At 55.6% G+C, this 12,697-nt stretch carries 12 protein-coding genes; 9 read left to right on the top strand and 3 right to left on the bottom strand.

Annotated elements, in window-relative coordinates; translation table 11 throughout:
* The first annotated feature begins 147 nt into the window (after positions 1-147).
* On the top strand, positions 148-696 hold the full coding sequence (locus ACR0EV_RS03800; protein ID WP_480798860.1) for a redoxin family protein: 549 nt from the start codon (positions 148-150) through the stop codon (positions 694-696).
* 55 nt (positions 697-751) lie between these two features.
* Here the strand turns inward: ACR0EV_RS03800 and ACR0EV_RS03795 are convergent, their stop codons facing one another.
* Positions 752-1,834 carry a DUF6456 domain-containing protein gene (locus ACR0EV_RS03795; protein ID WP_480799008.1) on the bottom strand — a complete coding sequence of 361 codons (1,083 nt, stop codon included), beginning with the start codon at positions 1,832-1,834 and terminating at the stop codon, positions 752-754.
* A 240-nt stretch (positions 1,835-2,074) separates the two neighbouring features.
* Between ACR0EV_RS03795 and ACR0EV_RS03790 the strand changes: the two genes are divergently transcribed.
* Entirely contained in the window at positions 2,075-2,374 is a 300-nt protein-coding gene (locus tag ACR0EV_RS03790) for a DUF6477 family protein (protein ID WP_480798859.1), read from the top strand.
* On the opposite strand, the gene ACR0EV_RS03785 is transcribed toward ACR0EV_RS03790, so the two are convergent.
* Together ACR0EV_RS03785 and ACR0EV_RS03780 are read right to left on the bottom strand one after the other, a co-directional pair.
* Entirely contained in the window at positions 2,375-3,919 is a 1,545-nt protein-coding gene (locus ACR0EV_RS03785) for a trimethylamine methyltransferase family protein (RefSeq protein ID WP_480798858.1), read from the bottom strand.
* 137 nt (positions 3,920-4,056) lie between these two features.
* Positions 4,057-4,752 (bottom strand): MgtC/SapB family protein, encoded by a 696-nt coding sequence (locus ACR0EV_RS03780; protein WP_480798857.1) that lies wholly within the window; start codon positions 4,750-4,752, stop codon positions 4,057-4,059.
* 159 nt (positions 4,753-4,911) lie between these two features.
* On the opposite strand from ACR0EV_RS03780, the gene guaA reads away from it, so the two are divergent.
* From guaA to ACR0EV_RS03745, 7 genes are all read left to right on the top strand, one after another.
* A complete protein-coding gene (gene guaA, locus ACR0EV_RS03775) occupies positions 4,912-6,471 on the top strand; it encodes a glutamine-hydrolyzing GMP synthase (protein WP_480798856.1) in 1,560 nt (519 codons plus the stop codon).
* A gap of 207 nt (positions 6,472-6,678) precedes the next feature.
* Complete coding sequence (locus ACR0EV_RS03770) at positions 6,679-7,584, top strand: DMT family transporter (protein ID WP_480798855.1); 906 nt, start codon at positions 6,679-6,681, stop codon at positions 7,582-7,584.
* 127 nt (positions 7,585-7,711) lie between these two features.
* Positions 7,712-8,875 (top strand): OmpP1/FadL family transporter, encoded by a 1,164-nt coding sequence (locus tag ACR0EV_RS03765; RefSeq protein WP_480798854.1) that lies wholly within the window; start codon positions 7,712-7,714, stop codon positions 8,873-8,875.
* Between the two features lie 100 nt (positions 8,876-8,975).
* Positions 8,976-9,872 carry a DMT family transporter gene (locus tag ACR0EV_RS03760; RefSeq protein ID WP_480798853.1) on the top strand — a complete coding sequence of 299 codons (897 nt, stop codon included), beginning with the start codon at positions 8,976-8,978 and terminating at the stop codon, positions 9,870-9,872.
* A gap of 48 nt (positions 9,873-9,920) precedes the next feature.
* Entirely contained in the window at positions 9,921-10,793 is an 873-nt protein-coding gene (locus ACR0EV_RS03755; protein WP_480798852.1) for an ATPase, read from the top strand.
* Between the two features lie 36 nt (positions 10,794-10,829).
* Complete coding sequence (gene metA, locus ACR0EV_RS03750) at positions 10,830-11,747, top strand: homoserine O-acetyltransferase MetA (RefSeq protein ID WP_480798851.1); 918 nt, start codon at positions 10,830-10,832, stop codon at positions 11,745-11,747.
* Positions 11,737-12,690: an alpha/beta fold hydrolase gene (locus ACR0EV_RS03745; protein ID WP_480798850.1), complete on the top strand. Its 954-nt coding sequence runs from the start codon at positions 11,737-11,739 to the stop codon at positions 12,688-12,690. Before metA ends, ACR0EV_RS03745 begins: the two co-directional genes overlap by 11 nt.
* The last annotated feature ends 7 nt before the right edge of the window (positions 12,691-12,697 follow it).

Genomic DNA, 12,697 nt, shown 5'->3' with positions numbered 1-12,697 from the left:
TTTAAGGCTAAACTATATTTTTCCCTTTTGTTTTCAAAGCGCAAAGGCAAGAAAAAACTTCGCAGGTGCAGCACATCTTCGATTGAAGGTATTTTAGAACTGTTTTAAGTCCCGCGCAGATCACATCTGACTCACAGGAGCTTGAGCATGAAAACCGGAGCGAAACTGCCCGACGTGACCTTCCATACACGTGTCCGGGACGCGGCTGTTGAAGGCCCCAACCCGTTCCGCTGGGAAGACAAGACAACCGCCGATTACTTCTCTGGAAAGCGCGTGATCCTGTTCTCGCTGCCCGGTGCGTTCACGCCAACCTGCTCGACCTACCAACTGCCGGGTTTCGAGAAAGGCTTTGCCGATTTCACAGCTAAGGGGATCGACGAGATTTACTGCATGTCCGTCAACGACAGCTTTGTGATGAACAAATGGGCGCAGGATCAAGGCTTGCAAAACGTCAAAGTCATCCCTGACGGTTCGGCAGAGTTCACGCGCAAGATGGGTATGCTGGTTGACAAAGACAATCTGGGTTTCGGCATGCGTTCGTGGCGCTACGCCGCCATCGTCAATGATGGCGTCGTCGAAGCGTGGTTCGAAGAGCCCGGCCTGATGGACAACTGCCCCGAAGATCCCTATGGGATTTCGTCACCAGAAACCCTGATGGAGCACCTGGAAAAAGCGGCCGAGCCGGAACTGGCCTAAGCTACAGCCCAAGATCAAAAAAGGCCCGCAATTAGTGGGCCTTTTATTGTTTCGCTTAACCAATCATACGATCGCGCTCTACCTGTTCCTGATAATGCCGCTTTAGCCGCTGCAAAGCGATGCGCAGAACGATTTTGCCAGACCGAGCAGACCACCCCATGCGTTTTTCAGCCAGTTCCAGCCCTTCGAGGTAACAACAGCAACGCAGAGCAACGTCGCTCAGCCCCGGACCCAGTTCCGACATGGCCCGAGCCACTCGATCCCGCGCATCGGAATAGCCCATGCCGCCATGCGTTTCACTGTCGTACCCACCGCGCGCCCCAGCCGTCAGGAATCGATCCCAGTTTTGTGAAACCTGCGGACCGATTTGCGCTAGTTCGAAGTCTTCGCGCAAACGTTCTCCGGCCTTCACGAGTGTTTCATCCAGAAACGGTTTTCCGTCCCGATCGCGGCGGCGTGCCAAAGCGGTCAATGGACTTTCCGCAGCGCTGTACCGAATGCGACTGACGCCTTGGGCAGGTCCACCCGCCGGCTTTGTCTGAAACTCGCTTTGGGCTTCGGCAAATCCAGGCTCTGCTCTGGCACGCGCATGGTTTTCTGCCTGCGCGATCAAGTGGCTTAGTGCCGTTCGTCCCGCAGTCGTGATCCGATACCGCGAGATACGACCTGGGTTGTCGCAGGAAATCCAGTCTTTGAGCGCCAAAGCCTGCGCAATACTGCAATCGACAACCGCAGTTCTGGTTGCTCCGCTGTTGCCCGTGTCCCGGACCACAACGGCCTTATCCATTTCCTCAGCCACGGCAAGCACGGATCCGGTTTCACTCAGACGGCGCAGAATGCGCAAAGCTTCGCGCTCAAACTCCTGCTTTTCCGCAGCCTCATCTTGAGAAGCAAAAGATCTGTTACCTGCTTCTGAAACAGAAAAGTGTGTTTCAGCAAGCGATTGCAGGGCCGCATCAACCAAAGGATCATCGCGACGCATTTCGATACGCCGAATTTGTCTTAGGATGGTTGACGCATGGCATCCGGCTGATCGCGCTATATCGCGGATCGAACGGCCGGTTTCGGTGTGGGCAAGGTATCTTTGCGCCCCCTCTGGAACCCATGCCGGAATGGTGAAAGCCATGTTGTTTTCCATCATTATTTGCCCTCGTCGACAAAACAAACTGCTACTTTTCGCCCTCGGAATGCGGGTTAACCAATTCTAACTAGAGGTCCATTCGTTACTCGTTCGTTAACCGCACAAGGCACAAACCAGATTTGATTCAAAAAGATAAACAGTCGTGAAACCATCGTTCGGCGAGACTGATGCAAAGGCAACACCCGCTTAGGTTGTGCAACAAGTGATCCCGGAAATCTTAAGGAAAAGGGACAAAATATGCAGGACCTGATGACGATGATCGCAACCGTTCGCCGCCCTCGTATGCTTGCACGGGCAGCCAAGTTCGGGGCCAGAGATTACAATCGGGACAGGCACTTGCAGCGTATTCTGGGATACGGGTCGCTACCCGGATCCGGACAGGCCCTACTGCGATTGATGGAGATGGAGAAGGAAGTAAACGAACAGCGCAAAGAAGAAGATGCGGCCTATTCCCTAGTGCGGCATCTGGATCTGCTTATCGCGCTGTTGGGTGAGGCGCAGTTGTATCAAGCCAACCGCGCCTCAGCTTTTCAGTGATCAGGTGAACGCATCCGGCATGGAAGCCTTTTTCTCGGCGATATAGGCTTCCAGCGCTGCGGCGGTATCCGGATCCATCTGCGGCTGCTGGTAGTTTGCCAGCAAATGCTCGACCCGCGCGGACGCCAATGCGCGCGTGTCACGTGCGCCCTCTTCCTGCCAGGTTTCGTAGGGTTTGTAGTCCAGCAGATCAGACTTCCAGAAGGATTCCTTGAAGTTTGCCTGCGTGTGCGCACAGCCAAGATAGTGGCCACCCGGCCCCACTTCGCGAATTGCGTCCATGGCCTGCGCGTTGTCATCGTACGCGACACCCTTGGCCAATGAATGCAGAATACCCAACTGGTCTGCATCCATGACGAACTTTTCGAAATCGGCGACAAGGCCACCCTCAAGCCAGCCGCAGGAATGCAGCATGAAGTTTACGCCGGACAACAGGCCCATGTTCAGCGAGTTTGCTGTCTCGTACGCGGCCTGCGCGTCAGGCAGTTTTGAACCACAGAAGGACCCTGCAGACCGGTAAGGCAAGTTCAAGCGCCGTGCCAACTGACCCGCACCATAGGTGATGTGTGCGGCTTCAGGGGTGCCAAATGTGGGTGCGCCTGAATTCATGTCGATCGAGGTCACGAATGCACCAAAAATCGCTGGCGCGCCGGGGCGGATGATCTGGCTATAGGCCACACCAGCCAAAACTTCAGCCAAAACCTGCGTCAGGGTACCTGCAACAGAAACCGGAGCCATCGCGCCGCCCACGATAAAGGGCGAGATGATGCAGGCCTGGTTGTTGCGCGCATAAACCTCCAGCGCGCCCATCATCACATCGTCGAACGTCATCGGCGAGTTGATGTTGGTCAACGACGTCATCACCGTATTTTCCTGCACGAACTCTTTACCGAACAGGATCTCGCACATCTCGACCGAGTCCTGAGCGCGGCTGGGATCTGTCACCGAGCCCATGAAAGGCTTGTCTGACAAAGTCATATGCGCCTTCAGCATGTCCAGGTGGCGTTTGTTCACCGGAATGTCCGTCGGCTCACACACCGTACCGCCCGAATGGTGCAACCACTTGGACATATAGGCCAGTTTCACGAACTTATTGAAATCGTCCATGGTCGCATAGCGACGGCCGCCTTGCGCATCACGCACAAAAGGAGGGCCATAAACAGGTGCCAGAACCATGTTGCGGCCACCGATGACCACCGATTTCTCGGGGTTGCGGGCGTGCTGCGTGAACTCGCTGGGGGCGGTTTTGATCAGCTCGCGCGCAAGACCGCGTGGGATGCGAACACGCTCTCCGTCGATATCCGCACCAGCGTCGCGCCAGCGTTCAAGCGCGGCGGGGTTGTCGACGAAGTTGACGCCGATTTCTTCCAACACGGTTTCCGCGTTGTTCTCGATGATTTCAAGCGCCTCATCATTGAGGATCTCGAAATTCGGAATGTTCCGTTCAATGTATTTCGCGGTCTCGATACGGACTGCGGTACGCTCGGCACGGCGGGCGGCGCCACCGCCACCTCTTGCCCTGCGTCGGGTGTTTGCCTCTGCCATGAGAAAATCCCGTCTGGTTGGTTAGATTGGAGCTTGTGATACAGGTTTACCAGAACGCGGGCATCGGGATTGCGGCGCTCTGGGGGGAAAAGCGACATTGGCACCCTGCCAAGCAGCAAACACCACCTCAAAGTTTTTCAGGCCTCTGAAACACTATCCCACTCAATGCCTTCGATACTCGGCTCCAGCATCAGCGGCGCAACCACCTTGTGTTGAAGCTCTTCGGGGTGATCCTCCATCGAAACAAGAACCGCTATGGTCTGCGAACCGTCAGCACTGTCCCCTTTCTCGAACCCAACGATGCGAATGTCATTTTGGGCCAGCGCCTTGAGAACCGCGACACGCGCATCGGCCTGCGTCTCTTCCTTACATTGCAGCAGAATCTTGAATTCCTGCGTCAGCGGAACCCCGGCGCGCGTCGTCCGTTTGAGCCATTTCACAAGGGGCCTAAGGCCAAGGTTCACAAAAATAACGAAGCCAGTCATCATTAATGCGAACAGCCAAGCCCCCGTCCCCGCCATCATTCCAACAGCAGCGGAACACCACAAGGTTGCCGCCGTGTTCAGCCCGTGGATTGTGAAACCGTGGCGGAAAATGATTCCGGCCCCTAAAAAGCCAATGCCCGACACGACCTGTGCCGCCACGCGGGTTGGGCTGACCTCGTCCGGAAACAGAGCAGAAAACACAACAAAGGCGGCAGCACTCAGGGCCACAAGCGCATTTGTCCGCAATCCGGCCATTCTCTGCCGGACTTGCCGCTCGGACCCGATTAGTGCCCCGCAAAACAACGCAAGCGCCAGATTCAGCGCGGCAATTTCAATCGAAATCGGCAATTCATGATCCTTATCCAGACGAATCCAGACTTGGATCCTTTCTGATTGTCATATTTTTGTTACAAAACTTTTACAATTGGGTTTTTGTCGAGGCCTGAAAATCCAAAGGAATTGGACGTCGCCCTTGCGAAATCACCGGGCTTGCCCTAAGGCGCAGACATGACCCAGACATCCCACGACCGCCTTCTGATCATCGACTTCGGCAGCCAGGTAACGCAGCTTATTGCCCGCCGCCTGCGTGAGCTGAATGTTTATTGTGAAATCCACCCTTACCAGAATGTCACGATGGATTTTGTGCGGGAAATGTCCCCCCGCGCCGTGATTTTTTCAGGTGGCCCTGACAGCGTGACGCGCGAGGGTTCGCCGCGTGCTCCGCAAGAGATATTCGATTACGGCGTTCCAATTCTTGGCATCTGCTATGGCCAACAGGTGATGATGCATCAACTGGGCGGCAAGGTGGAAAGTGGTCACGGCACTGCCGAGTTCGGTCGGGCCTTTGTCACCCCCGGAAACACGTTGGATATTCTGGATGGCTGGTTCGCTGATGGGGATGAGCAGGTCTGGATGAGCCACGGCGACCACGTCAGTGAGATCGCACCCGGCTTTGAGGTCTTTGGCACCTCGCCCAACGCGCCTTACGCGATCACGGCGGACCCTGCGCGCCACTTCTATGCAGTGCAGTTCCACCCCGAAGTGCATCACACTCCCAAGGGCGCGAAGCTATACGAAAACTTCGTCAAGCTGGCCGGTTTCAAGGGCGACTGGACCATGGGTGCCTATCGCGAAGAGATGATCCGCAAGATTCGCGAGCAGGTCGGCGACAAAAAGGTCATCTGTGGTTTGTCCGGTGGTGTCGACAGCTCGGTTGCTGCGATTCTGATTCACGAGGCGATCGGGGATCAGCTGACCTGCGTCTTTGTCGATCACGGTCTGCTGCGAAAGAACGAAGCCGAAGAAGTCGTGGGCATGTTCCGCGACAATTACAACATTCAGTTGATCCATGCAGACGAATCCGAGCTGTTTTTGGGCGAACTCGAAGGTCAGAGCGATCCGGAAACCAAGCGCAAGATCATCGGCAAGCTGTTCATCGACGTGTTCCAGAAACATGCCGATACCATCGAAGGGGCCGAGTTCCTGGCTCAGGGCACGCTCTATCCGGATGTCATCGAGTCGGTGTCCTTCTCGGGCGGTCCGTCCGTGACGATCAAGTCGCACCACAATGTGGGTGGCCTGCCCGAAAAGATGGGTTTGAAACTGGTCGAACCGCTTCGCGAGCTGTTCAAGGACGAGGTCCGCGCCTTGGGGCGCGAGTTGGGGCTGCCGCAAAGCTTCATTGGTCGCCACCCCTTCCCCGGACCGGGCCTGGCCATTCGCTGCCCCGGTGAAATCACCCGCGAAAAGCTGGAGATTCTGCGCGAAGCCGATGCCGTCTATATCGACCAGATTCGTAAGCACGGCCTTTATGATGAAATCTGGCAGGCGTTTGTCGCCATCTTGCCGGTGCGCACCGTGGGCGTCATGGGCGATGGCCGTACTTATGACTATGCATGCGCGCTGCGGGCAGTCACTTCGGTTGATGGAATGACTGCGGATTATTACCCCTTCAGCCACGAGTTCCTTGGCGAAACCGCGACGCGGATCATCAACGAGGTTAAGGGCATCAACCGCTGCACCTATGATATTACCTCAAAACCGCCGGGCACGATTGAGTGGGAATGATAGGCGAACACCGCACTGAGATAAGAGCTTGAACGCGCGGATTAATGTGCGCGTTCAAATCGTTTCCGCGGAAATTCATTGATACATTCTTGCATCCGTTCATTCTTCGGCGTTTGATTGGCTGAACACTTTTAATCGTCTTTCTAATGCCTGGCTTTGCACTCCATCGCATGTTTGGCCTCGCGACTAATTCTGGGTGCGTTAGTAATGAGCCACGGGCAAAGTCACGTCTTTAAGGCTGCTCTATGGATGACGGGTGCCATCGCCTCGTTTTCATCCATGGCTGTAGCCGGACGAGAGTTAAGCCTTACGCACGACACGTTCGAGATCATGATGTATCGCAGCATCGTCGGGTTTCTTGTTGTGGCTCTTGTCCTGACAATCACGCAGAACTGGGCGCAGGTTTCAACGAAACACATGGGGCTGCACGCGATACGAAACACGCTGCATTTCACCGGGCAGAATCTGTGGTTCTACGCCGTCGCGGTCGCCCCATTGGCTCAGGTCTTTGCTCTTGAGTTTACGCAGCCACTCTGGGTCATACTGTTGTCCCCTTTGTTTCTGAAAGAACGTCTGACTCCTCTCAAGATAGTCGCAGCGCTTATTGGGTTTGCGGGCGTTCTGATTGTCACTCGCCCCGGCTCTGCCCCCTTAAGCCCGGGTCTTGTTACTGCAGCGCTTTCTGCTGTTTTCTTCGCGTTTACAACGATTACCACCAAGAAACTTACCCGGTTTGCAAGTATTGGATGCATTGTCTTCTGGCTGACAGCCATGCAGGCTGTTTTGGGTGCCGCAGCGGCTGGGTTTGATGGTCAGATCTCACTACCGAACGCAAACACCGCTCCGTTTCTGGTTCTTGTTGGTTTGGCCGGATTGCTGGCGCATTTCTGTATCACCAATGCTCTGGCCATCGCCCCGGCCACCGTCGTGATCCCTTTCGACTTTGCCCGTCTTCCCACGATCGCAGTAGTCGGGATGATCCTATATCACGAACCCATCGACCATTGGGTTCTGATCGGTGCCGGGGTCATTTTCTCTGGCATCTTCTTAAACATCTGGTCCGAAAATCGTAGCAATTTGGCAACAACTCCAAACATGAGTCGCACCAAGTAACGCTCCGTCACCAGTTGACCTTAAAGTAACCAAAAAGAAAGTATCGTGCGGAATACAACGGGCAGGCGATTTTTTCACTCACAACAGTCGCCATAAAAACCCGCAGGAGACCCATAGGGAGGACAGAATGAAAAGAACATTACTCACAACCTGCGCGCTGTGCGTTGGGGCCGCTACAGCCCATGCAGGTGGTCTTGATCGAAGTGGTCAGGGGATCAATTTGATTTTCGAAGAAGGCTCGGTGGTTCAGTTCCGGCTCGGCTACACTGATCCGAGTGTGACCGGCACGATGCCCGCATTGGCGGGTCCAAACATTGGCCAGCCTCAGGACTCCGGCGAGGTGGCGAACGACTTCTTCACACCGCACCTGGGCTACAAGGCAGCTCTGACCGAAAAGCTTGATTTTGCGATCATGTATGATCAGCCGTTTGGCGCTGATATTGAGTATGCAAGCAACTATCCCCTTTCGATCAACCCTGTTCCGTTTGGTCGGACAGACACTTTGCGGGCAACGGCAGACACGGATGCCATCACGGCGTTGCTGCGCTACAAGTTCGATGGTGGCTTCAGCGCAATCGGCGGCATTCGCGCCCAGCGTGTGAAGGCATCGGTCACCGTACCGCTTGCTGCGGGCTATAACGTAGACACGAGCGCCGACACAGCATTCGGCTACGTCGTTGGTGTAGCCTGGGAAAAGCCCGAGATCGCGGCCCGTGTGGCACTGACCTACAACTCGAAGATCAGCCATGATCTTTCGCAGACCGAATCTTTGAACCCGCCGCCAATTCCCCCAATTCCACCGGGAACGGTTGCGACGTTCAACACCAATAGCGAGATTGAGACACCTCAATCCATCAACTTGGATTTCCAGACAGGTGTTGCTCCTAAAACCCTTCTGTTCGGATCTATCCGTTGGGTTGACTGGCCGCAGCTTGTTTACAACCCACCAAACTATCCGCCGACCAGCAACTTGGTTGACTATGACGACGCCACTTTCACCTATTCGCTGGGTTTGGGCTATCAGTTCTCGGAAGAGTTTTCTGGTGCTGTGACTCTGGGCTACGAATCTTCACAAGGTACTCCGGTTTCGAACCTCGGTCCGACAGATGGGTTCTGGAGCATTGGTCTGGGTGGCACATACTCACTTGAAAAAGCCCAAATCTCGGGCGGTGTGCGCTATACGGATATTGGCGACGCAACAGCAGACGGCGCGGGCCCCGGAGCGCGCGCAACATTCACAGGCAACAGCGCCTGGAGTGTTGGGTTCCAGATCACATACGCTCTGAACTGATCGCCGCCATCTCTGAACATGTCCAAGCCCCGCTGAAACAGCGGGGCTTTTTCGCAAGAACCGGGTCGCAGTTTCACATTCCCAATGAGACAGTGACGCCATGAACGCACAAAAACATCTTTCGCCCCGCGCCTGGGCCGAGCTTTTGCTGCTTGGCATCATCTGGGGCGCGTCTTTTGTCTCGATCCGGATCGCGTTGGACACCATTCCGGTCATGACGTCTGTGCTTCATCGCACGTTCTGGGCCATGCTAGTGCTTTGGCTGGTGGTCTGGGCTCAGGGGCATGAAATACCGCGCGCACCAAGGGTTTGGGGTGCGTTTCTGGTCATGGGGCTTCTTAACAACGTTATCCCGTTCAGCCTGATGGCCTGGGGGCAGCTTTATATTGACACCGGCCTGACCGCGATCCTGAACGCCTCAACTGCCGTGTTTGGGGTTCTGGTTGCAGCATTGTTTTTTCGCGATGAGCAGCTGACAAGATCCCGACTGGTTGGCGTTTGTTTGGGCTTCATCGGTGTCACGATAGCCATCGGCGTGCAAAACTTCACAGGGTTCAGCCTGCAAAGCACTGCCCAGCTTGCTGTTCTGGCAGGGACGGTGTCATACGCTTTCGCGGCCGCATGGGCCCGATATGCGCTGTCTGACCTTCCCCCTATCGTTGCCGCAGCAGGCATGTTGACCGGATCGACCATCTTGGTACTGCCGCTGACCCTTTTGACCGATGGTTTGCCAAGTCTTGCGCTGCCAGCAATCACCTGGGCGGCCATTGGCTACTACGCAATTGTTGCAACCGCCGGGGCGTATCTGTTGTACTACCGTGTTCTGGCCATGGCTGGCAGCGGCAATCTGATGTTGGTGACGCTGGTGATTCCCCCTGTCGCCATCGTACTGGGGGCGTTACTGCGCGGCGAAGCGCTGTCGCCCAATGCCTATTTTGGCTTTGCTATTCTTGCTACAGGTCTTTTGGTTCTCAATCGCTCTGGTCGTCGCGATTGACGCCGCCCGTTGCCCGATTTAGCAAAGGCAAAAAAGGGACAGCGCACAATGATCTACTCCTCGGCCGAAGACTGGCGCGCAGCACGCCGTAAGAAAGTGTTGTTCTTTGGCATGTCTGGCCTGGGCAAGACGTATGTCTCGAATATCCTCAGGGATTCGGGGAACTGGTTCCACTATTCGATCGATTACCGGATCGGCACGCGTTACATGGGTGAATACATCACCGACAATGCCAAGGCAGAAGCCATGAAGGTTCCGTTCCTGCGCGACCTGCTCTTGTCGGACTCGATCTATATCGGCTCGAATATCTCGTTTGAAAACCTGACTCCCGTTGCCGCCTACCTTGGCAAACCGGGCAATCCGGCGCTTGGCGGGTTGGAAATGCCAGAGTACCGCCGCAGGCAGGAACAGTTTCGCCTGGCCGAGATCCACGCCCTTTTGGATACCGAATATTTCATCGACCGCGCCGAGCGTTTGTATCAATACCCGCACTTTATCTGTGATACGGGTGGTTCGATCTGTGAATGGGTCGACCCCAAGGATCCCAAGGATCAGATCCTGTCGGAACTGTCACGCCAAACTCTGATGATCTGGTTGCAGGGGGATGAAGGTCACACGGCCGAATTGGTGCGCAGGTTCGATAAAGCGCCCAAACCAATGTCTTATCAGGCAGAATTCCTGACCCGCACATGGGCGGAGTATCTGGATCAAAAAGGGTGTGCAGAATCTGATGTGGACCCTGACGATTTCGTCCGCTGGACCTATGCGAAGGCTCTGGCACACCGTCAGCCCCGTTACGAGGCGATGGCCGAAAACTGGGGCGTGACGATTGCAGCAGATGATATCGGCAAAATCCGTGATGCCGGTGATTTCGATGAGTTGATCGAACGCACCCTTGAGACCAAACGCAAGAACGCCTAACTAGCAGTTTTCCTTACTCTCTTCGAAGCCTGACACATGCCTATCAAAATCCCATCTGATCTTCCTGCTTTTGACGTCCTGACCAAAGAGGGCGTCATGGTCATGGACGAAGATCAGGCGATGCGTCAGGATATCCGCCCGCTGCGCATTGGATTGCTGAATCTGATGCCCAAGAAAATCCAGACGGAAAATCAGTTCGCGCGTCTGATTGGCGCGACCCCTTTGCAGATCGACCTGTCCCTGATCCGCATGACGGAACACCGCACTAAAAATACTGCAGCCGAGCACATGACCGAGTTCTACCACCCCTTCCAGGAGGTCAAGGACGAGAAATTCGACGGCCTGATTATCACGGGCGCGCCGATCGAGCATCTGGAATTTGGTGACGTCACCTATTGGGACGAGATCAGCGAAGTCTTCGAATGGACACAAACGAATGTTCATTCGACCTTTGGTGTCTGCTGGGGCGGAATGGCGATGATCAACCATTTCCACGGCGTGCGTAAACACATGCTGGACGCCAAGGCCTTTGGCTGTTTTCGTCACCGGAACCTAAACCCGGCCTCGCCGTTTTTACGTGGCTTTTCGGACGACTGCGTGATCCCTGTCAGTCGATGGACTGAGATGAAACAGGGTGAAATCGACAGCGCACCCGGTTTGAACACTCTATTGGGCAGCGACGATGTAGGACCCTGCTTGGTCGAGGATCCCGAGCACCGCGCGCTCTATATCTTCAACCATTTCGAATATGACAGCGACACGCTCAAGCAGGAATATGACCGGGACGTTGCCAATGGCACGCCAATCAACGTGCCGATCAATTACTACCCGGACGATGATCCATCACAAATGCCACAGAACCGGTGGCGCAGCCATGCGCACCTGCTTTACGGCAACTGGATCAACGAAATCTACCAATCCACGCCTTTCGATATGAGCAAAATTGGCAACTAAAGCGTTCATATTCCTTGGCCTCATCGTGCTGGGCCTGGCCGTGCTGACCGCTTGGCGCAGCGTCAGGAATGAGGCGATGGCAGAAGCGGCCTTTCCACCCGAAGGTCAGATTCTTGATGTTGATGGCATCGCCGTACATGCCGTTGTGATGGGCGACGGCCCGGATGTTGTTCTGATTCATGGCTCCAGCGGGAACACCCGTGACATGACATTCGCGCTGGCTCCCATTCTGGCGCAGAACTTTCGAGTTATCGTGTTTGACCGTCCCGGCTTGGGGTATTCCCAAAGCTTCAACCCCGACGGCGAAACCATCATCGAACAGGCAGACATCCTGCAACGGGCAGCGGCACAGCTGGGGGCCGAAAAACCCATCGTTGCAGGTCAAAGCTATGGCGGGTCGGTTTCGCTTGCGTGGGCGGTCACGCGGCCAGACAACATCTCGGCCTTGGTTCTGATCGCGCCTGCGGCCATCCCGTGGGAAACACCTTTGGATGGTTTTAACCGGCTGGCATCAACTACCGCTGGTAATGCACTGGTCCTGCCCCTGATCAGCTCATTCGTGCCCGACTGGTATGTGACGCAAGCTTTGGACAAAGTATTTGCGCCACAGACCGCGCCTGAGGGGTACGCGGAGCACTTCGGCCCCGGCCTTACGATCCGGCGTGGATCAATGCACGCAAATGCCAAGCAACGCGCCAACTTGCTGGATGAGATTACCCGCCTGCAGCCCAGATATGGCGAGATTTCCGTGCCAACGGAAATCATTCACGGAACCGCCGACGACACGGTTGGTCTTGAATGGCATTCCGAACGCCTGATCGACCAAATCCCAGGGGCCGAGCTGATCGACTTGCCCGGCATTGGCCACATGCCGCAGGTGGTCGCCGCCCCCGAGGTCGCCGCCGCTGTAGATCGTGCGGCTCAGCGTGCGGGTTTGCGTTAATCCGGCC

This window comes from Ruegeria sp. CF8 (assembly GCF_056537285.1).
The sequence above is the reverse complement of the archived record's forward strand: the minus strand, read 5'-3'. Positions and strand labels throughout refer to the sequence as shown.